Annotated in this window: 16 protein-coding genes and 1 pseudogene; 7 read left to right on the top strand and 10 right to left on the bottom strand. The window is 69.5% G+C overall.

The features are described 5' to 3' along the window. Positions 1-37 precede the first annotated feature (37 nt). Positions 38-1,737 (top strand): annotated as a pseudogene (locus tag StrepF001_RS25245) (methylmalonyl-CoA mutase family protein). Positions 1,738-1,882: 145 nt separating this feature from the next. On the opposite strand, the gene StrepF001_RS25240 reads toward StrepF001_RS25245, so the two are convergent. Continuing rightward, the gene (locus StrepF001_RS25240; RefSeq protein ID WP_129800510.1) at positions 1,883-2,500 is read right to left on the bottom strand and encodes a TetR/AcrR family transcriptional regulator; all 618 of its coding nucleotides are present in this window, start codon (positions 2,498-2,500) and stop codon (positions 1,883-1,885) included. Between the two features lie 244 nt (positions 2,501-2,744). Here StrepF001_RS25240 and StrepF001_RS25235 point away from each other — a divergent pair, with 244 nt between their 5' ends. The 4 genes from StrepF001_RS25235 (at position 2,745) to StrepF001_RS25215 (ending at position 7,046) form a co-directional block, all read left to right on the top strand. Continuing rightward, positions 2,745-3,719, top strand: a complete 975-nt coding sequence (locus StrepF001_RS25235) for a tetratricopeptide repeat protein (protein WP_129800509.1) — start codon at positions 2,745-2,747, stop codon at positions 3,717-3,719. A 648-nt stretch (positions 3,720-4,367) separates the two neighbouring features. Continuing rightward, positions 4,368-5,003, top strand: a complete 636-nt coding sequence (locus StrepF001_RS25225) for a DUF6230 family protein (RefSeq protein ID WP_129800508.1) — start codon at positions 4,368-4,370, stop codon at positions 5,001-5,003. 125 nt (positions 5,004-5,128) lie between these two features. Further along, positions 5,129-5,704, top strand: a complete 576-nt coding sequence (locus StrepF001_RS25220) for a DUF6114 domain-containing protein (RefSeq protein ID WP_129800507.1) — start codon at positions 5,129-5,131, stop codon at positions 5,702-5,704. After that, entirely contained in the window at positions 5,694-7,046 is a 1,353-nt protein-coding gene (locus StrepF001_RS25215; protein WP_129800506.1) for a hypothetical protein, read from the top strand. The genes StrepF001_RS25220 and StrepF001_RS25215 overlap by 11 nt, the downstream gene beginning before the upstream one ends. 106 nt (positions 7,047-7,152) lie before the next feature. Here StrepF001_RS25215 and pyk read toward each other — a convergent pair whose 3' ends face one another. From pyk to pta, 3 genes are all read right to left on the bottom strand, one after another. Beyond that, entirely contained in the window at positions 7,153-8,583 is a 1,431-nt protein-coding gene (gene pyk / locus StrepF001_RS25210) for a pyruvate kinase (protein WP_129800505.1), read from the bottom strand. 74 nt (positions 8,584-8,657) lie between these two features. Next, positions 8,658-9,872, bottom strand: a complete 1,215-nt coding sequence (locus tag StrepF001_RS25205; RefSeq protein WP_129800504.1) for an acetate kinase — start codon at positions 9,870-9,872, stop codon at positions 8,658-8,660. Then, the gene (pta, locus tag StrepF001_RS25200) at positions 9,869-11,959 is read right to left on the bottom strand and encodes a phosphate acetyltransferase (protein WP_129800503.1); all 2,091 of its coding nucleotides are present in this window, start codon (positions 11,957-11,959) and stop codon (positions 9,869-9,871) included. Before pta ends, StrepF001_RS25205 begins: the two co-directional genes overlap by 4 nt. A 182-nt stretch (positions 11,960-12,141) precedes the next feature. Here pta and StrepF001_RS25195 point away from each other — a divergent pair, with 182 nt between their 5' ends. Continuing rightward, the gene (locus tag StrepF001_RS25195) at positions 12,142-13,167 is read left to right on the top strand and encodes an ATP-dependent 6-phosphofructokinase (RefSeq protein WP_129800502.1); all 1,026 of its coding nucleotides are present in this window, start codon (positions 12,142-12,144) and stop codon (positions 13,165-13,167) included. Between the two features lie 45 nt (positions 13,168-13,212). Here StrepF001_RS25195 and StrepF001_RS25190 read toward each other — a convergent pair whose 3' ends face one another. Beyond that, positions 13,213-13,926: a helix-turn-helix transcriptional regulator gene (locus StrepF001_RS25190; protein ID WP_129800501.1), complete on the bottom strand. Its 714-nt coding sequence runs from the start codon at positions 13,924-13,926 to the stop codon at positions 13,213-13,215. Between the two features lie 186 nt (positions 13,927-14,112). Between StrepF001_RS25190 and StrepF001_RS25185 the strand changes: the two genes are divergently transcribed. After that, positions 14,113-14,562 (top strand): PPOX class F420-dependent oxidoreductase, encoded by a 450-nt coding sequence (locus StrepF001_RS25185; RefSeq protein WP_206306941.1) that lies wholly within the window; start codon positions 14,113-14,115, stop codon positions 14,560-14,562. A gap of 20 nt (positions 14,563-14,582) precedes the next feature. Here StrepF001_RS25185 and StrepF001_RS25180 read toward each other — a convergent pair whose 3' ends face one another. From StrepF001_RS25180 to StrepF001_RS25160, 5 genes are all read right to left on the bottom strand, one after another. Beyond that, positions 14,583-15,422, bottom strand: a complete 840-nt coding sequence (locus tag StrepF001_RS25180; RefSeq protein ID WP_129800500.1) for a carbohydrate ABC transporter permease — start codon at positions 15,420-15,422, stop codon at positions 14,583-14,585. Between the two features lie 4 nt (positions 15,423-15,426). After that, entirely contained in the window at positions 15,427-16,242 is an 816-nt protein-coding gene (locus tag StrepF001_RS25175; protein WP_129800499.1) for a sugar ABC transporter permease, read from the bottom strand. Positions 16,243-16,365: 123 nt separating this feature from the next. Further along, positions 16,366-17,736: an extracellular solute-binding protein gene (locus tag StrepF001_RS25170; RefSeq protein ID WP_129800498.1), complete on the bottom strand. Its 1,371-nt coding sequence runs from the start codon at positions 17,734-17,736 to the stop codon at positions 16,366-16,368. Positions 17,737-17,863: 127 nt separating this feature from the next. Then, complete coding sequence (locus tag StrepF001_RS25165) at positions 17,864-18,550, bottom strand: response regulator (RefSeq protein WP_129800497.1); 687 nt, start codon at positions 18,548-18,550, stop codon at positions 17,864-17,866. Further along, complete coding sequence (locus StrepF001_RS25160; RefSeq protein WP_129800496.1) at positions 18,547-20,178, bottom strand: sensor histidine kinase; 1,632 nt, start codon at positions 20,176-20,178, stop codon at positions 18,547-18,549. The genes StrepF001_RS25165 and StrepF001_RS25160 overlap by 4 nt, the downstream gene beginning before the upstream one ends. Between the last annotated feature and the right edge of the window lie 64 nt (positions 20,179-20,242).

The following is a 20,242-nucleotide window of genomic DNA, read 5'->3' as shown; positions in this document are numbered from 1 at the left end:
GTCGACACTTACTAGGACGTCCAAGTAAATTGGAGGCATGGACGCTGACGCCATCGAGGAGGGCCGCCGACGCTGGCAGGCCCGGTACGACGCCGCGCGCAAGCGCGAGGCCGACTTCACCACGCTCTCGGGGGACCCCGTGGAGCCGGTGTACGGTCCCCGGCCCGGGGACACCTATGAAGGCTTCGAGCGGATCGGCTGGCCGGGGGAGTACCCCTTCACGCGCGGCCTCTATCCGACCGGCTACCGGGGGCGTACGTGGACCATCCGGCAGTTCGCCGGGTTCGGCAACGCCGAGCAGACCAACGAGCGCTACAAGATGATCCTCGGCAACGGCGGAGGCGGGCTCTCGGTCGCCTTCGACATGCCGACCCTCATGGGCCGTGACTCCGATGACCCGCGCTCGCTCGGCGAGGTCGGCCACTGCGGGGTGGCGATCGACTCGGCGTCCGACATGGACGTGCTGTTCAAGGACATTCCGCTCGGCGACGTCACCACCTCGATGACGATCAGCGGGCCGGCGGTCCCCGTCTTCTGCATGTACCTGGTCGCCGCCGAACGCCAGGGCGTCGACCCGTCCGTCCTCAACGGCACGCTCCAGACGGACATCTTCAAGGAGTACATCGCGCAGAAGGAGTGGCTCTTCCAGCCCGAGCCGCATCTGCGTCTCATCGGCGACCTGATGGAGTACTGCGCCGAGCGCATCCCCGCCTACAAGCCGCTGTCCGTCTCCGGCTACCACATCCGCGAGGCCGGATCGACGGCCGCGCAGGAGCTGGCGTACACGCTGGCGGACGGCTTCGGGTACGTGGAGCTGGGGCTGTCGCGCGGGCTGGACGTGGACGTCTTCGCGCCGGGGCTGAGCTTCTTCTTCGACGCGCACGTCGACTTCTTCGAGGAGATCGCCAAGTTCCGGGCGGCGCGCAGGATCTGGGCGCGCTGGATGCGGGACGTGTACGGGGCGAAGAGCGAGAAGGCGCAGTGGCTGCGCTTCCACACGCAGACGGCCGGTGTCTCGCTGACCGCCCAGCAGCCGTACAACAACGTCGTGCGTACGGCCGTGGAGGCGCTGGCGGCGGTGCTCGGCGGCACGAACTCGCTGCACACCAACGCGCTCGACGAGACGCTTGCGCTGCCGAGTGAGCAGGCGGCGGAGATCGCGCTGCGTACCCAGCAGGTGCTCATGGAGGAGACCGGCGTCGCCAACGTGGCCGATCCGCTGGGCGGTTCGTGGTACGTCGAGCAGCTGACCGACCGGATCGAGGCCGACGCCGAGAAGATCTTCGAGCAGATAAAGGAGCGGGGGCTGCGGGCGCATCCCGATGGGCAGCACCCGATCGGGCCGATCACGTCCGGGATTCTGCGGGGGATCGAGGACGGGTGGTTCACCGGCGAGATCGCGGAGTCCGCGTTCCGGTACCAGCAGGCTCTGGAGAAGGGGGACAAGAAGGTGGTGGGCGTGAACGTCCACACCGGGTCCGTCACCGGGGATCTGGAGATTCTGCGGGTGAGTCATGAGGTGGAGCGGGAGCAGGTGCGGGTGCTTTCCGCTCGGCGTACGGGACGGGATGACGGGGCTGTGCGTGGTGCGCTGGACGCGATGGTTGCGGCTGCGCGGGGTGGGGGCAACATGATCGAGCCGATGCTGGACGCGGTGCGGGCGGAGGCGACGTTGGGGGAGATCTGTGGGGTGCTGCGGGATGAGTGGGGGTGTACACCGAGCCGGCAGGTTTCTGAGGTTCCCGGCGTCTGTGCGGGCGTCGGGCAGGTCGCGCAGCCCGCCGCGACGGGGTGCCGCTGCGCCCACCCGTGCCGGCCTGGGGGTCCCCCCCCAGGCCCTTAAGGCACCGGGGGAGGCACGACTGCCCGCAGCTACGTACGGCTACGGCTGCGGCGTCAGCCCCAGCAGCAGTACCCGGGTGAAGCTTCGTACCCATTCCTCGTCCGCCGGTTCCGCGCTCACCAGGGTTCGGTGGACCACCGCGCCCGCGACCACGTCGAAGATCAGGTCCACCGTGCGGGCCGATTCCGCCGGGTCCGTCTCCGGGGGGAGTTCGCCGCGTGCCTGGGCGCGGGCCCGGCCCTCCAGGACCAGGCGTTTCTGGCGGTCGACGATCGATGTGCGGATGCGCTCGCGCAGCGCCTCGTCGCGCGTCGACTCCGCGACCACCGCCATCAGGCCGCTCTTGGCCTCCGGGCGGGCCAGGATCGCGGCGAACTGCAGGACGACGCCCTCGATGTCGGCGGCCAGTGAGCCGCGGTCGGGCAGGCGCAGTTCGTCGAAGAGTTCCGCCACCGCGTCGACGACCAGTTCGTTCTTGCCCGCCCAGCGGCGGTACAGCGTCGTCTTCGCAACCCCGGCCCGCGTCGCCACGTCTCCCAAGGTGAGCTTGGAGCAGCCCAGTTCGACCAGAGCCGCCCGGGTCGCGGCCAGAATCGCGGCGTCGGCGGCGACGCTGCGCGGGCGTCCGGTGCGGCTGGCGGGGGTGCGGCTCTGCATCCCCCGACCCTAACCGGCCGGTTCTGCAGGGCAGTGAGGGAGATCACCGGACGGCGGTGCCGCGCGAGCCCTGTATGGCATTACGCTACGACTCGTAGCGAAAGCTCGTGGGCGGCGTACGCGGGCGACGACCACAGGGCGTGGGGTGGGGACCCGGCGCCGCAGACCACGCAGTCGGCCCCTTTCCGGGTCCGGCTTTCACAGCGTTTTTCACACACGCGCGGGAACAGGGGAGGATAGACGCATGCAGCCACGGAACATGTCCATGAGCGGCGTCGTCGACCTCGCCGCGGTGAAGGCGGCCCAAGAGGCCAAGGCGAAGGCGGAGCAGGCGCGCGCCGAAGCGGCCCGGAAGGGCGGGGGCGGGGCCGTCTCCCCGGCCGATCTCGTCATCGACGTCGACGAGGCCGGATTCGAGCAAGACGTCCTGCAGCGCTCCGCCGAGGTCCCGGTCGTCATCGACTTCTGGGCCGAGTGGTGCCAGCCCTGCAAGCAGCTCAGCCCCGTCCTGGAGCGGCTCGCCGTCGAGTACAACGGCCGCTTCGTCCTCGCCAAGATCGACGTCGACGCCAACCAGATGCTGATGCAGCAGTTCGGGATCCAGGGGATCCCGGCGGTCTTCGCCGTTGTCGCGGGCCAGGCGCTGCCGCTCTTCCAGGGAGCGGCCGGTGAGGCGCAGATCCGGCAGACCCTCGACCAGTTGGTGACGGTCGCCGAGGAGCGCTTCGGGCTGACCGGCCTGACCGTCGACCCGGAGGCCGAGCCGGGCGGCCAGGCAGCCCCGGCGCAGGCGCCGGCCGGGCCGTACGACGCCCTGCTGAACGCGGCGGCGCAGGCGCTGGACGCGGGCGACCTGGGCGGGGCCGTCCAGGCGTACAGGAACGTGCTCGCCGACGACCCCGGCAACCCGGAGGCCAAACTCGGCCTGGCGCAGGCGGAGTTGCTCCAGCGGGTGCAGGGCCTGGACCCGCAGCGGGTGCGCAAGGAGGCGGCCGAGAAGCCGGCCGACGCGCAGGCGCAGATCGTCGCCGCCGACCTGGATCTGGTGGGCGGTCATGTCGAGGACGCGTTCGGGCGGCTCATCGACACCGTGCGGCGTACGGCGGGCGAGGACCGGGATGCCGTACGGCTGCGGCTGCTTGAGCTGTTCGAGGTGGTCGGCGCCGACGATCCGCGGGTGACCGCGGCGCGCCGGGCGCTTGCCCGCGCCCTGTTCTGAGCGGGGCGGAGGACCTGTTCCGCGGGCCTCCCGGCGCCATGAGGCGGCTGGTGCCCGAGTGACGGAACTGCCGACGGAGGGTCACTGCGGCCGCGCTTTACCAAATCTTGGTAATCGCGGCCGCTGTTACTGCGAGTAAGTCGCGGGCGTTGATCTGTCAGATTCTGTCCAATGGTCAATAGTTTTGTCCTACCCCAAGTTGCCACCCAGCGTCGCTGAGCGAGACCGAGGGGTCGTTGTTCGGTTATCCGGCCGTTACTAGTGAGTAACGAACCCCCTTGTGCGGGCGGCGAGAATGCACCACGATCGGCGACGCTCGGTCCATTCCCGCACCCCGACAGCCGGTCGGGTCACGGGATTTCCTGGGTCCCCACCGAGCAGAGCCGACGGCAGTGGCGCCGGCTCTTGGACAGGGGGGTCTTCGCCCACCGGCGAAGCCTGTCCAGCAAGGTTGTGCGTGATGCGTGTCAGGCGCGACCAGTGGTTGTCGCTCGGGGGTGATCGCCGGTGATTCGGGCGCGGTTCGCGCCGCCGAGCGCAGGCGCTCTCCTTCCCGAGGACGTAGCACTTCTCCCATCCCTGCCCCGCTGAGCCGTCGTCCGAGGGCGAGCCGGGTGCCAGGAGATGTACGTCCGAGAAGGAGGAAATATGGAGTCCCAGGTGCGTGGTGGGACCAGATGGAAGCGGTTCGCTGTGGTCATGGTGCCCAGCGTTGCCGCCACGGCATGCATAGGTGTCGCGCTCGCTCAGGGCGCTCTGGCCGCGTCGTTCAGCGTTTCCGGCCAGTCGTTCAAGGTCACGACCAAGCAGCTCGACGGTACGGGCTTCTCGCAGTACGGCGCCCTTGACGAGGGCTACACGCTCGACGGCAAGAAGACGGTTCACCCCGTCGCCGTCTCGGCGTTCAAGCAGGCGACCATCAAGAGCCTGTGCCAGTCGGTCGTCACCCCGAACATTCCGGTGCTCGGGAACGTCAGCCTGATCCTGCGGGCCGGCGACGGCGCCACTCCGGTCAAGGCCGAGAACCTGTACATCGACGTCGCCCAGCTCGAGGCCGACGCGACGTTCCGGGGCATCGACATCGGTGTGGCCGCCAAGGACGCCAGCAAGGGTCCGGGCATGAAGGGCGGCGGCGAGCAGTCCAACCCCTACGGGTTCGCCCAGCAGGCCGACTCGGTCACGCTGAAGGACGTGAAGCAGACGGCGTGGGCGACCACCGCCGGAACCTTCAAGCTCAGCGGCCTGAAGATGTCGCTGTCGACGGGTGTCAAGGAGTGCTACTAAGCACTCTCTGACGGGCGGGGGAGCCGATGGCGCCCCCGCCTGTCCACTCTCCGCCCGAACTGCACAGCATCTGCACGCAGTACATCTCTCCACCACAGCAACGCCGTTCCAGGGAGCTGTTTTCCATGAGCGCCGAGACTCCTGCCGCGCCCGGTCACGACGAGCACTACCTCCGGGTCTTTCGGCGGAACTTCCGCGCCTGGCGGGGCACAAGGCCTTTCTGGGCCGGCCTGTTCGTCATGCTCGGCGGACTCCCCATCGCCTACTTCCCGTACGCAAACCTCCAGATCGGCCACCTGACGCTGGCGATGGCCACCACCGCGGGTGCCGGATCCCTGATCATCGGCGTGCTGCTCGTCGTCCTGGGCTTCAGCCTCTGGTTCCAGAAGCACGTCCGCACCTTCGCGGGCGTCGCGGCGATCCTGCTGGCGCTGGTGTCCATCCCGGTGTCCAACCTCGGCGGTTTCCTCGTCGGCTTCCTGCTGGCCCTCGTCGGCGGCGCGATGGCCGTGTCGTGGGCCGAGGACGCGCCGCCCGCGCCGGAGCAGGCGCAGGCGCAGGCGGACACCAAGGGAACGGGCGTCGCCCCCGAGGGCGCGGTCGCGCCGGGCACCGCAGCCGCGGGCGAGGTGGGCGAGTCCAACGATCTGTCAGGAACGAGCCCCGGCAACGAGGCGAACGGGAGGCACAGTGCCGGCTGACGAGGTGACCCACGGGACTGAAGTGGACGAGTCCCGTGGGAGAACCGGGCCGCGCCACGCGGCACCCAAGAAGCCGCTGTTCACCAGGTTCCACATGCCGGCCGGCAAGGCGATAGCCCTCGCGGCGATGCCCACGGCGGTCCTCATGGGGATGGGGTTCACACCGAAGCTCGCCCTCGCCGAGGACCAGCCGGCCTCCCGGAGCCTGACGGCCGACGAGTACAAGGACTGCGTCGCCGCCCTGGAGGAGGCCGAGAACGGCTCCTCCGAGTCGGCCACGCCGTCGCCCTCCGCGTCGGCGAGCGAGAGCGCGTCCGCGGACGAGGCGGAGCCGAGTCCGTCGGCGTCGTCGGACGCATCGCCCCCTTCCGGGAGTTCGGACTCCTCGGGCAGCGACTCTTCGTCGGATTCAGGTGCCGACGACGAGGCCGAGCCCACGCCGTCGCCTTCCACCTCGGAGAGCAGGGAGTCCGAGCCGGCCGGTGGCGCCACCGCCGAACCGTCGCCGTCCGAGAGCGACAAGGGCGTGCTGGAGACCATCGGCGACGCGGTCACGGGCGTCGTCGACACCATCACCGGCGCCAGCCAGGAGACCGCGAGCCCGACGCCGTCCCCGTCCGCCTCGGCGAGCCCGAGTGCGAGCGAGGCCCCGTCGTCGGGGAGTTCGGGGAGCACCGAGGACTCCGGCAAGGACACGTCCGACCCCCTCGAGGAGACCACCGACAAGGTCACCGACACGGTCGGGGACACCGTCGAGGACGCCACCGGTACGGCGTCCGAGGCGGCCGAGGACGCGAGCGAGGCCGCCGAGGAGGCCGCCGCCTCCCCGACCCCGAGCCCCTCGGCGAGCGCCACCACGGACGTGGACGACTGCCCGGTCGCCACCGACGAGGAGGGCGGCGTCGACAACACGGTGCCGCTGCCCGACGACCCCTGGTTCCTGGACGCCAGTTCGCTGCTGCTGAAGGGCGCCGACTACCAGGGCATCGTCAAGGTGAAGACCGCCAATGGCTCGGTCAAGGAAGTACTGAAGTACGTCATATCGGACGGCACCGACATCGGCGACCTGCACCAGACGGTGAAGGACAAGCAGTCCGGCAAGACGTACCACGTGCAGGCGGCCGAGGGCTCGACGTCCACCATCCGCGACGGTGAGACGGTGATGTACACCGAGAGCATCTCCGGCAACCTGCTGGGCCTGATCCCGGTCACGTTCGACCCGGAGCACCCGCCGCCGCTGAACATCCCGCTGATCTACTTCACCAACGTGAAGGTCCAGCAGGCCGGCCAGTTCGGCGGGACCCTGCACGTGCCCGGGCTGCATCAGTACGTCACCGACTGAGCGCCCCTCCAGCCCGTTCGGGAGCCGCACAGAACTGAGGGCGCCCCCTGGTCGCAGGGGGCGCCCTCAGTGCCGTACGAGGGCAGCCGCACGCCCCGACGGCGCGTCAGTCGCGGTCGCCGCCGCCGAGGTGGTGGACGCGGACCATGTTGGTGGTGCCGGGGACGCCGGGGGGCGAACCGGCGGTGATGATCATGATGTCGCCCGCGTCGAAGCGGTTGAGCTTGGCGATCTCCTGGTCGACCAGGTCGACCATCTCGTCGGTGCTGTTCACGAACGGCACGACGTGCGACTCCACGCCCCAGCTGAGCGTCAGCTGGTTGCGGGTGGACTCGTCCGTGGTGAACGCCAGGATCGGCTGGGCGGCGCGGTAGCGGCACAGCCGCCGGGCCGTGTCACCGGACTGGGTGAACGCCACCAGGCCCTTGCCGCCGAGGAAGTCCGCGATCTCGCAGGCGGCACGGGCGACCGAACCACCCTGCGTGCGCGGCTTCTTGCCCGGGACGAGCGGCTGGAGCCCCTTGGACAGCAGCTCCTGCTCGGCCGCCTGGACGATCTTCGACATCGTCTTGACGGTCTCGATCGGGTACGCGCCCACACTCGACTCGGCGGACAGCATGACCGCATCGGCACCGTCCAGGATCGCGTTGGCCACGTCGGAGGCCTCGGCGCGGGTCGGCCGGGAGTTGGTGATCATCGACTCCATCATCTGGGTCGCCACGATCACCGGCTTGGCGTTACGGCGGCACAGCTCGATCAGGCGCTTCTGCACCATCGGGACCTTCTCGAGCGGGTACTCGACGGCCAGGTCGCCGCGCGCGACCATCACACCGTCGAACGCCATCACGACGTCCTCCATGTTCGCCACCGCCTGCGGCTTCTCCACCTTGGCGATGACCGGGACACGGCGGCCCTCCTCGTCCATGACCCGGTGGACGTCGTGCACGTCCTTGGCGTCCCGGACGAAGGACAGGGCCACCAGGTCGCAGCCCATGCGCAGCGCGAAGCGCAGGTCCTCGACGTCCTTCTCGGACAGCGCCGGGACGTTGACGGCCGCGCCGGGCAGGTTGATGCCCTTGTGGTCGGAGATGACGCCGCCCTCGATGACGATCGTCCTGACCCGCGCGCCCTCGACGTCCAGCACCTTCAGCTCGACGTTGCCGTCGTTGATCAGGATCTGGTCGCCGCGCGCGACGTCGCCGGGCAGACCCTTGTAGGTCGTCCCGCAGATCGTCTTGTCGCCCGGGACGTCCTCGGTGGTGATGGTGAACTCGTCACCCCGTACGAGCTCCACCGGCCCCTCGGCGAAGGTCGCGAGGCGGATCTTCGGGCCCTGCAGGTCGGCGAGGACACCGACGGCCCGGCCGGTCTCCTTGGCGGCGGCCCGGACCCGGTCGTACCGCCCCTGGTGCTCGGCGTGTGTGCCGTGGCTGAAGTTGAAGCGGGCCACGCTCATGCCGGCCTCGATCAGCGCGACCAGTTGCTCGTGGGAGTCGACCGCGGGGCCGAGAGTGCAGACGATTTTCGAACGGCGCATGGGGGCGATCCTATCGGTTTGTTTCGCTGCGGAATATTCCGTCTGGCGGAAAATACAAAAGGGCGGGATGCCGCTCAGGTGAGGTTCTGTGACCCCTTTACCAGCGCGTACGTCTGTGTCGCGATCTCCAGTTCCTCGTCGGTCGGCACGACCGCCACGGCCACCCTGGCGTGCTCGGGCGAGATCAGTCGCGGTGCGTCGCCGCGTACGGCGTTCAGCTCGCTGTCCACCGCCAGGCCCAGCTCCTCCAGGCCCGCCACCGCGGCTTCCCGTACGGGCGCCGCGTTCTCGCCGACCCCGGCCGTGAACGCGATCGCGTCCACCCGGCCGAGTACCGCGTAATAGGCGCCGATGTACTTCTTCAGGCGGTGAATGTAGATGTCGAAGGCGAGTTGCGCCTGTTCGTCACCCTCGTCGATCCGGCGGCGGATCTCCCGCATGTCGTTGTCCCCGCACAGACCGATCAGCCCGCTCTTCTTGTTGAGAAGAGTGTCGATCTCGTCGGCGGACATTCCGCCAACACGCATCAAATGGAAGATGACGGCCGGGTCCATGTCTCCGGAACGCGTACCCATCACGAGCCCCTCCAGCGGAGTCAGCCCCATGGAGGTGTCCACGCACGTCCCGCCCCTGACCGCCGAGGCGGACGCCCCGTTGCCGAGGTGCAGCACGATGACGTTCACGTCCTCGGGGGCCCTGCCGAGCAGCTGAGCCGTGGCCCGGGAGACATAGGCGTGCGAGGTGCCGTGGAAGCCGTAGCGCCGGATGCGGTGCTCGTCGGCGGTCTGCACGTCGATCGCGTAGCGGGCGGCCGACTCCGGCATCGTCGTGTGGAACGCGGTGTCGAAGACGGCGACCTGGGGCAGGTCGGGGCGCAGTGCCTGGGCCGTACGGATGCCGGTCAGGTTGGCCGGGTTGTGCAGCGGGGCGACCGGGATCAGCCGCTCGATCTCGGCGAGCACGGTGTCGTCGACGACCGTCGGCTCGGTGAAGTGCTTCCCGCCGTGCACGACCCGGTGGCCTATCGCCGCCAGCTCGGGCGAGTCGAGGCCGAGGCCGTCCTTGGCCAGTTCCGCCGACACGGCCTTCAGGGCGGCCTCGTGGTCGGCGATCGGGCCCGTCCACTCCCGGGCCTCGGCGCCCGCCGGGGTGTGCTTCAGGCGTGAGGTCTCCTCACCGATCCGCTCGACGAGGCCCACCGCGAGCCGGCTGCTGTCGCGCATGTCGAGCAGCTGGTACTTCACCGACGAGGAGCCGGAGTTGAGGACGAGGATGCGGGACGAGCTCACAGCTGGGATGCCTTCTGGTCGGAGGACTGGGCCTGGATCGCCGTGATGGCGACGGTGTTGACGATGTCCTGGACGAGGGCGCCCCGGGACAGGTCGTTGACCGGCTTGCGCAGACCCTGCAGCACCGGGCCGACGGCGATCGCGCCGGCCGAGCGCTGCACGGCCTTGTAGGTGTTGTTGCCGGTGTTGAGGTCGGGGAAGATCAGCACGCTGGCCTGGCCCGCGACCTCGGACCCGGGCAGCTTGGTCGCGGCGACCGTCGGCTCCACGGCGGCGTCGTACTGGATCGGCCCCTCGATCTTCAGGTCGGGCCGGCGTGAGCGGACCAGCTCGGTCGCCTCGCGCACCTTGTCGACGTCGGCGCCCGAGCCGGACGTACCCGTGGAGTACGACAGCATCGCGATCCGCGGCTCCACGCCGAACCGGGCGGCCGTGGACGCCGACTGGATGGCGATGTCGGCGAGCTGCTCGGCGTCGGGGTCGGGGTTGACCGCGCAGTCGCCGTAGACGAGCACCTTGTCGGCGAGGCACATGAAGAAGACGGACGACACGATGGAAGCGTCCGGCTTCGTCTTGATGATCTCGAAGGCCGGCCGGATGGTCGCGGCCGTGGAGTGCACCGACCCGGACACCATGCCGTCGGCGAGGCCCTCCTGGACCATCAGGGTGCCGAAGTAGTTCACGTCGGAGACGACGTCGTAGGCCAGTTCCACGGTCACGCCCTTGTGGGCGCGCAGCGCCGCGTACTTCTCGGCGAAGGTGTCACGCAGCTCGCTGGTGGCCGGGTCGATCAGCTGGGCGTCTCCGAGGTCGATGCCGAGGTCGGCGGCCTTCTTGCGGATCTGGTCGACGGGGCCGAGCAGCGTGAGGTCGCAGACCCGGCGGCGCAGCAGCACCTCGGCGGCGTGCAGCACACGCTCCTCGGTGCCCTCCGGCAGCACGACCCGCCGCATGTCGGAGCGGGCCTGTTCGAGCAGCTTGTGCTCGAACATCATCGGCGTCACACGGTCGCTGCTCGGGGCGCTCACCCGCTTCAGCAGATCCCCGGTCTCCACGTACCGCTCGAACAGGCCGAGCGCGGTCTCCGCCTTGCGCGGGGTGGCCGCGTTGAGCTTGCCCTCCAGGGAGAACAGCTGCTCGGCGGTGGGGAAGCTGTTGCCGGACACCGACAGCACCGGGGTGCCCGGGGCGAGGCGGGCGGCGAGGGTGAGGATGTCGTCGCTCGGCACCTCGTTCAGCGTGAGCAGGACGCCCGCTATCGGCGGGGTGCCGGCGCTGTGCGCGGCGAGCGATCCGACGACCAGGTCGGCGCGGTCGCCGGGGGTGACGACCATGCAGCCGGGGGTCAGGGCGCCCAGGAAGTTCGGCAGCATCGCCCCGCCGAAGACGAAGCCGAGCGCGTCACGGGCCAGCCCCGAGTCGTCGCCGAGCAGCACCTTGCCGCCCAGGGCCTGCGAGATCTGGGCGACCGTCGGGGCGGACAGGGCCGGTTCGTCGGGCAGGACGTAGCAGGGCACGGGCAGCCGGTCCGTCAGCCGCCGGGCGATCTCCTCGCGGTCCTCGCGGGCGACCCGGTTGGTGACCATGGCGAGGACGTCGCAGCCCAGCCCGTCATAGGCGCGGTAGGCGTTGCGGGTCTCGGCGAGCACCGACTCGGCGGGCTGCTTCCGCCCACCCACGACGGGGATGACCGAGGCGCCGAACTCGTTGGCGAGCCGGGCGTTGAGGGACAGCTCGTCCGGGAGCTGGGTGTCGGCGAAGTCGGTGCCGAGAACGAGGACGACGTCGTAGTCCCGCGCGACGAGGTGGAACCGGTCGACGAGCGTGGACACCAGCTCGTCCGTCCCCCGTTCGGCCTGCAGCGCGGAGGCCTCGTGGTAGTCCATGCCGTAGACCGTCGCCGGGTCCTGGGACAGCCGGTAGCGGGCACGCAGCAGCTCGAAGAGGCGGTCGGGCCCGTCGTGGACGAGGGGGCGGAAGACACCGACGCGGTCCACCTGCCGGGTCAGGAGCTCCATGACTCCCAGTTCGACGACCTGGCGGCCGTCGCCACGGTCGATACCGGTCACGTACACGCTGCGCGTCACGCGTGCTCTCCGTTTCGTCTCAGTCACAAAAATCGCCCACCGAGGTGAGCAGAACCCTCTTGACAATACCTCTGGCCGTAGATAAGGCGCCCGTCAAGACGTCGTCGTGCTGAGGGCCTGAGGGACGTGAAACAATCGGCAGTGGCTCACCGGTATCGACAGCGACCTGGAGACACAGCACGATGCGCATCGGAGTTCTCACCGCAGGCGGCGACTGCCCCGGCCTGAACGCCGTGATCCGGTCGGTCGTGCACCGCGCGGTCGACAACTACGACGACGAGGTCATCGGCTTCGAGGACGGTTACGCGGGCCTGCTGGACGGCCGCTACCGCAGCCTCGACCTGAACGCGGTCAGCGGCATCCTGGCCCGCGGCGGCACCATCCTCGGCTCCTCCCGCCTGGAACGCGACCGTCTGCGCGAGGCCTGCGACAACGCCGCCGACATCGCCCGTGACTTCGGCATCGACGCGCTGATCCCGATCGGCGGCGAGGGCACGCTCACGGCGGCCCGGATGCTGAGCGACGCCGGTCTGCCGGTGGTCGGCGTACCGAAGACGATCGACAACGACATCTCGTCGACCGACCGGACGTTCGGCTTCGACACGGCGGTGGGGGTCGCCACCGAAGCCATGGACCGCCTCAAGACCACCGCCGAGTCCCACCAGCGCGTGATGGTCGTCGAGGTCATGGGCCGGCACGCCGGCTGGATCGCGCTGGAGTCCGGCATGGCGGCGGGCGCGCACGGCATCTGTCTGCCGGAGCGTCCCTTCGACCCGGCCGATCTCGTGAAGATGGTCGAGGAACGCTTCGCCCGCGGCAAGAAGTTCGCCGTCGTCTGCGTCGCCGAGGGCGCCCACCCCGCCGAGGGCACCATGGACTACGGCAAGGGCGAGATCGACCAGTACGGCCACGAACGCTTCCAGGGCATCGGTACGGCACTGGCGTACGAGCTGGAGCGGCGGCTCGGCAAGGAGGCCAAGCCGGTCATCCTCGGCCACGTCCAGCGCGGTGGCACCCCGACCGCGTACGACAGGGTGCTCGCCACCCGCTTCGGCTGGCACGCGGTGGAGGCCGCGCACCAGGGCCGGTTCGGCCGGATGACCGCGCTGCGCGGCACCGACATCGTCATGGTGCCGCTCGCGGAGGCGGTGACCGAGCTGAAGACGGTGCCGAAGGACCGGATGGACGAGGCGGAGTCGGTCTTTTAGTAACCCGGTTTTCCAGCGGCCCGGTCTTCCAGCGACCCGCTCTTCCTAGTAACCCGATGCCCGGCTCCCGTCGACCGTCGTCCAGAAGTGCTCGACGATCCGGTCGAGGAAGTCGCGGCCGTTGTCACCGGCGTCGCCGCTACCGCCGCCCCAGCTGAGGGTGGCGACCATCTGCCCCTGGTAGTCCTGGTGCAGTTGCTGAAGGGTGGCCTCCAGCACGCCCCGGTCCAGGGGCACGATCTTGCCCACCGGACGGACGTACGCCTGCCAGCGCGTGGTCACGGCACTGCGCAGCAGGTCGGCGAGCCTGGCCTCGCGGCCGGTGACGGTGACGAAGTCCGGCAGGCCCAGGTCGAGGACGCCGGCCAGGGCTGTGGTCTGCCGCTCGGTGCCGCGCCACTCGCCGTCCTCTTCCATCCGCAGATAGGCGAGGAGTTCGAGTCCGACGCCGCGGGCGACGTCCTCCGGGGCGAGCCCGCGGGAGATGCGGTGCTCGCGCAGGGTCCGCGGTCTGCCGATGAGTTCGGCCGGTGAGCACCACAACACGCCTGCGAGGGCGGTGAGTTCGGGGCTGCTGGGGTTGGCGGTCCCGCGTTCCCAGGCGATGACGAGGTCCGGGGTGACGTATGGCAGGCCGTACGAGGCACGCAGGTCGTGGGCGACGTGTTCGGGCCCCATGCCGAGGCGGCACGGAGCCGCGGGCGGCGGGGGCGTTGAAGGGGGACCGGGCTGGTTCGGTAGAGCTGGGGGTCGGCGCACGGGCACAAAGTAGGGGCGCGGGAGGCCGGTGACTACGGTCTGTTCGGCCAGGATCACGGATTGTAGGAAAATACGGTTTCGGTCGTGGGTTCGGGCTGGCCGAAGATCGTCTGTCGGGGTGGAGCGGGTGATCGCGAGGATGACTCCGGACGGCCCGCGAGGGGCTGCCCGGGAGGAGAGTGTCTCGTGTACGAGGTGAATGGCAAGGTCGAGGGGCATGTGCGCGAGCGTCTGCTGGCCCCGAACTTCTGGCACCTGGCGACCGTCGGCCCCGACGGGGCGCCGCAGGTGTCGCCCATGTGGGCGGACCTCGAAGGTGAGTACGTCATGGTCAACACCGCGATCGGCCGCGTGAAGGAGGAGAACCTGCGGCGCAATCCCAACGTTTCGCTGTCCCACCACGACCCCGGGAATCCCTACGACCGGGTGGAGATCCGGGGGCGGGTGGTGCGGTTCGTGGAGGGGGAGCAAGCGGAACGGTCGATGGACCGGCTCACGCGGAAGTACATCGGGGAGGAGCGGTATCCGTGGCTGCTGCCGGGAGAGCGGCGGGTGATGCTGCTGATCGAGCCGGTGAAGGTGCGGCGAGTGGTGGGAGTGGAGCCGTTTCGGGCCGGGGTGTTGCCGGAGAGCTGATCACAGGGGTGCCGAACCTCTCACCCCTTGACCGCTCCACCCAACGCAAATCCCCCGCCCAACCGCCGTGCGACCAGCACGTACAGCAGAATCACGGGCGTCGAGTAGATGATCGAGAACGCGGCCAACTGCCCGTACACCACAGTCCCCCTGTTCCCGAAGAACTCGTTGATGCTCACGGCCGCCGGCATCTGATCCGGCGTCAGCAGCAGCATGAACGGAACGAAGAAGTTCCCCCACATCATCACGAACGAGAACACCGTCACCACCGCCACACCGGGTCCCATCAGCGGCAGCACGATCCGCACCAGCGACTGGAGCGACGACGCCCCGTCCGTCCAGGCCGCCTCCTCCAGTTCCTTCGGTACGCCGTCCATGAAGTTCTTCATCAGCCAGATCGCGAACGGCAGTTGAGACGCCGCGAAGAAGAAGATCGTGCCCTGCATCGTGTCGATCAGGTTCACCTGCACGAACAGGGCGTACACCGGGACCATGATCGCCGTGATGGGCAGGCTCGTCGCGAAGAGGACCGTCAGGAGGAACGGGCGGTTGAGGCGGGACCGGAACCGCGACAGCGGGTAGGCGGCCAGCGCGGCGCAGGCCACCGTCAGCAGCGTGCCGCCGCCGCACAGGAGCAGGCTGTTGAGCAGCGGCGTGAAGGTGACGTCCGGCGTCAGGACCGCGTCGAAGTTGTCCAGGGTCAGGCCGTCCGGGAGCTTCACCTGGAGGTTCGCGTTCGTGTCCAGTGCGGACAGGATCACCCACAACAAGGGGAGGGAGAAGGCGGCGGCCACCACCAGGAGGCCGGCGTCGGCGGCCAGGCGGTGCGTGGTCCGGCGGGAAGAGGGAGTCCGGGGCATGACGTCAGACCTCCGTTCGCAGCAGCCGCAGATAGACCACCGAGAACAACGAGCCCACCACCAGGAGCAGCAGGGCGACCGCGGTGCCGTAGCCGATCATGCTCTTCTGGAACGCCTCCTCGTACATGAAGAGGGGCAGCGTCTGGCTCTTTCCGCCCGGCCCGCCCCTCGTCATCACCCAGATCAGGCCGAAGACGGACAGAGTCTGGAGGGTGATCAGCATCAGGTTCGTGCCGATGGAGCGGCGGATCATCGGGAGGGTGATGTGCCACATACGGCGCCAGCCGCCGGCGCCGTCGACCTCCGCGGCCTCCGTGATCTCCTTCGGGATCTCGTTCAGCGCCGCCCAGTAGACCAGCATCGAGAACGCCGTGCCCCGCCAGACGTTCGCGAACGACACCGCCAGGATCGGGAGCGTGAACAGCCAGTTCTGCGAGGGGAGATGGAGCCAGTCCAGGATGGCGTTCAGGGTGCCCTCGCGGCGGAAGAAGGCGTAGAGGAGGAAGCCGGCGACGACCTCCGGGAGTACCCACGCCGTGATGACGATGCCGCCGACCAGCGTGCGTACGGTCTTCGAGGCGCGCTGCATCAGTGCGGCCAGGGCCAGACCCAGCGTGTTCTGGCCGAGCAGCGCCGAGACGACCGTGAAGACGAGGGTCAGCCACACCGCGTTCAGGAACGCCTCGTCCCCGAACGCCGTACGGAAGTTCTCGAAGCCGATGAACGACTCCTCGGCCTGGCCGGTGAGCTGGAGGTCGGTGAAGGCGATGTAGGCGCAGTACGCGATCGGGCCGGCCAGGAAGAGGAGCAGGAGGACTATGGCGGGGGTGAGGGGGAGGCTCGGGCCAGGGAGCGGGGGCGGTGCTTCGGCGTGGGGCGTGAGGGGGCCGGATCCGGCCTCTTTGCGAGGCCGGGGGCCTGAGCGGTCGTCATGAGCGGCGGCTCATTTCTCGATCACCTGGTTGTCCGTCGCCGACTTCAGCTCCTCGTCGTACGCCTTCGCCGCCTCCTCGACCGACACGTCCCCCGTCGTCACGCCCTCCATCGCCTCCTGGATCGCGGTGGAGACCTTCGGATACGCCGGGTAGGCGGGCCGGTAGTGGGTGGTGGCGACCAGATCGGTGAAGAACTTGATGCCGGGCTGCGCCTGTACGTACGCCGGGTCGGCCGCGACGTCCTTGCGGACCGCGATGCCCGAGTTGGCGATGTACCACTTCTGGGCGTTGGCCTTCGTCTGCATCGTCTCGATGAACGTGAACGCCAGGTCCGGGTTGGCCGCCTTGGCCGGGATCGCCCAGGTCCAGCCGCCCGACATGCTCACCTTGCCCGGGGCCTGGCCGCGCTGCGTGGGCATGGAGGCAAGGCCCAGCTTCTCGGACCACTCGGGCCACTCATGGCCGCTGCCCTCCAGCCAGTCCTGCGGGAGCCAGGAGCCGTCGAGGTTGATGCCGAGTTTGCCCTGGGGGAGGAGTTCGCCGCGGACGCGGGTGCCGAAGTTGGGGTCGAGGGCGTCGGCGACGTCGGGGCCGAGCTTCTCCTTGTAGACCGTCTCGACGAACGTGAGGGCGTCCTTGAAGCCCTGACTGCCGGCGATCCACTTCTTGGACTTGTCGTCGTAGAGCGGGTCCGTCGTGCCGTCGTTGGTGCCGTAGAGCAGCATCTGGAAGCCCTGCATGGTGGCGGCCTCACCGGCGGGTTTGCCGGTGTAGACGTTGAGGGGAGTGACGCCGGGGACCTTCTGCTTGATCGTACGGGCGGCTTCGAGGACGTCGTCCCAGTTCTCCGGCTGCCAGTCGGTGGGCAGGCCGGCTTCTTCGAAGATGCCCTTGTCGAACCAGAGGCCCCGGGTGTCGGTGCCGTCCGGGACGCCGTACGTCTTCCCGTCCTCGCCCTTGGCGGCGGCCTTCGCCGTGTCGATGAACTGGTTCCAGTCCTTCCACTTGGCGAGGTAGGGGTCGAGGGGCTTCAAGTAGCCGCTGGTGATGTCGGAGTTGATGAGGAAGGTGTCCTCGTAGACGAGGTCCGGGGCCGTCTTGGGGGAGCGGAGCATCTGCTGGACCTTGGTGTAGTACTCCGAGTCCGGGGCCTTGATCGGGACGAGCTCGACCTTCTTGCCGGGGTTCTCCTTCTCGAACTGCTTCTTGATGTCCGCGAGGAACGTGTCCATCACCTTGACGGAGTTGTCCGTGGACTGCTTGAAGGAGACCTTCAGGGTGTCCGGGTCACTGCCGGATCCGCTGCCGCAGGCGGTGAGGGATGCGGCGGTGAGGGCGAGGGCGGTGGTGAGCAGAACGGCGGTGGGACGCACGGACATGACCTCCTACGGGCTCACTTCGTTGTGGCGCCGGGATGGCTGCCCGGTGAACGTAAGAGGAGTGGTCTAGTCAGGTCAATGCGTCTGCGGCGGATTATGATCCGGACGCCCCGCAACCCTCCGAGGACTACTGCCCCTTGACCCACCGGTACTGCAACTCGGGCCGCCCCACGGCCCCGTACTGAGGACTCCGCACGGCCCTGCCCGCATCCACCAGATGCTCCAGGTACCGCCGGGCCGTGATCCTCGAGATCCCCACCGCTTCCGCGACCCCCGTCGCCGTGAGCCCGTCGGCGCAGTCCCGCAGGGCCACCGTCACCCGCTCCAGCGTCGGTGCGCTCAACCCCTTCGGCAGCGCCGCCGGTGTCGGTGCCCGCAGGGTCGCGAGTGCGCGGTCGACCTCGTCCTGGCCGCTGGCCTCGCCCGCCGCACCCCGGAACTCCGCGTACCGCACCAGACGGTCCCGCAGCGTCGCGAAAGTGAACGGCTTCAGGACGTACTGGACGACCCCGAGCGACACTCCCTCCCGCACCACCGCCAGATCCCGCGCCGACGTCACCGCTATCACGTCCGCGTGATAGCCCGCCGCCCGCAGCGAGCGAGCCAGTTGCAGTCCGTGCACGTCCGGCAGGTGCAGGTCGAGCAGCAGCAGGTCCACCGGCGTCCGCTCAAGGGCCCGCCGGGCCTGCGCTCCCGTTTGCGCCTTGCCGACCGCGACGAAGCCCGGCACCCGGCCGACGTACATCACATGGGCGTCGGCGGCGACCGGATCGTCCTCCACGACCAGGACGCGGATCGGCTCCTGAAGTGTCATGCCCGGCCTCCCGACGCCGCCCCGCCCGCGGCGGCCCGCTCTCGCAGCGGCAACCGCACCTCGAACTCCGCCCCGCCCCCGTCGGCCTCCGCCACCGACAGCGACCCGGCATGCCGGTGCACCGCCTGCCGTACCAGAGCCAGGCCCAGGCCGCGTCCGCCCGGCCCGGCCGGCTTGGTGGAGAACCCGCGCTGGAACACCGCCTCCGCGTGCTCCGGGTCCACTCCCGCCCCCGTGTCCGACACCCGCAGCACCAGCTCACCGTTCTCCGCGACCGCCGACACGGTCACCCGGGCCGGCACGCTGCCCTGGGCCGCGTCCACCGCGTTGTCGATCAGGTTGCCCAGGATCGTCACCAGGTCCCGGGCCGGCAGGCTCTTGGGCAGCAGCCCGTCGTCCAGCCGGCTGTCCTGAGTCACGACCAGCTCCACACCGTGCTCGTTGGCCTGCGCGGTCTTGCCGAGCAGCAGCGCGGCCAGGACCGGCTCGCCCACCGCCGCCACCACCTGGTCCGTCAGCGCCTGCGCCAGTTCCAGCTCGGCCGTCGCGAAGTCGACCGCCTCCTCGGCCCGACCCAGCTCGATCAGCGACACGACCGTGTGCAGCCGGTTCGCCGCCTCGTGTGCCTGGGAGCGCAGCGCCTGGGTGAAGCCCCGCTCCGAGTCCAGCTCGCCCATCAGCGACTGCAGCTCGGTCACGTCCCGCAATGTCACGACCGTCCCCCGCCGCTCACCGCCCGACACCGGCGAGGTGTTCACCACCAGCACCCGGTCCGCCGTCAGATGCACCTCGTCCACCCGTGGCTCCGACGCCAGCAGCGCCCCCGTCAGCGGCGTCGGCAGTCCGATCTCGGCCACCGACCTGCCCACGACATCCTCGGTCACCCCGAGCAGCTCCCGCCCTCCGTCGTTGATCAGCGCGATCCGGTACTGCCCGTCGAGCATCAGCAGTCCCTCGCGTACGGCGTGCAGCGCGGCCTGATGGTAGTCGTGCATATGGCTGAGCTCGGCCGCGTTCATGCCGTGGGTGTGGCGGCGCAGCCGGGCATTGACGACATACGTGCCGACCGCGCCGAGCGCGAGGGCACCGCCGGCGACCCCGAGCAGGGCGGTCAGCTGGCCCTGGACGCGTTCACTGATCGCCTCGACCCGGATGCCGGCGCTGACCAGGCCGACGACCTCACCCCCGTCCTCGACCGGGGTGACCGCGCGGACCGACGGGCCGAGCGTGCCGGTGTACGTCTCGGTGAACGACTCGCCCATCAGCGCGGGCTCGATATGGCCCAGGAAGCGCTGGCCTATCTCGTTCTCGTTGGGGTGGGTCCAGCGGATGCCGCGGGGATTCATGATCGTGACGAAGTCGACCTCCGTGTCCCGCATGACGCGCAGCGCGTACGGCTGGAGGGCGGCCGTGGGATCGGAGGTACGGATCGCCGCCCGGGTGGAGGGCGCGTCGGCGACCGCCCGCGCCACGGCCATGGCCTGGCGGCCCGCGGCGCCCTCGGCCTGGTTGCGGTCGCTGACGTACGTGAACAGCGCGTATCCGGCAACGAGCACCGCGATGAGGACGGCCTGCATGGCGAAGAGCTGACCGGCCAGGCTGCGGGGTCTCGGGATACGGATGCGCATGTCGTCAGTGTGCCCCCCACGTTAAGTACGAACTAAATGAACGGAAGGGTGACCGCCCTCACAG

It is taken from the genome of Streptomyces sp. F001 (assembly GCF_004187715.1).
GTDB lineage: Bacteria > Actinomycetota > Actinomycetes > Streptomycetales > Streptomycetaceae > Streptomyces > Streptomyces flavusporus.
This window is presented reverse-complemented; position numbering and strand designations above follow the sequence as displayed.

Bases quoted from the DNA above. Each gene is read 5' to 3' on its own strand.
- StrepF001_RS25240 (WP_129800510.1), bottom strand. From the start codon at position 2,500: ATGCAGAGCCGCACCCCCGCCAGCCGCACCGGACGCCCGCGCAGCGTC.
- StrepF001_RS25235 (WP_129800509.1), top strand. From the start codon at position 2,745: ATGCAGCCACGGAACATGTCCATGAGCGGCGTCGTCGACCTCGCCGCG.
- StrepF001_RS25225 (WP_129800508.1), top strand. From the start codon at position 4,368: ATGGAGTCCCAGGTGCGTGGTGGGACCAGATGGAAGCGGTTCGCTGTG.
- StrepF001_RS25220 (WP_129800507.1), top strand. From the start codon at position 5,129: ATGAGCGCCGAGACTCCTGCCGCGCCCGGTCACGACGAGCACTACCTC.
- pyk (WP_129800505.1), bottom strand. From the start codon at position 8,583: ATGCGCCGTTCGAAAATCGTCTGCACTCTCGGCCCCGCGGTCGACTCC.
- StrepF001_RS25195 (WP_129800502.1), top strand. From the start codon at position 12,142: ATGCGCATCGGAGTTCTCACCGCAGGCGGCGACTGCCCCGGCCTGAAC.
- StrepF001_RS25180 (WP_129800500.1), bottom strand. From the start codon at position 15,422: ATGCCCCGGACTCCCTCTTCCCGCCGGACCACGCACCGCCTGGCCGCC.
- StrepF001_RS25170 (WP_129800498.1), bottom strand. From the start codon at position 17,736: ATGTCCGTGCGTCCCACCGCCGTTCTGCTCACCACCGCCCTCGCCCTC.
- StrepF001_RS25165 (WP_129800497.1), bottom strand. From the start codon at position 18,550: ATGACACTTCAGGAGCCGATCCGCGTCCTGGTCGTGGAGGACGATCCG.
- StrepF001_RS25160 (WP_129800496.1), bottom strand. From the start codon at position 20,178: ATGCGCATCCGTATCCCGAGACCCCGCAGCCTGGCCGGTCAGCTCTTC.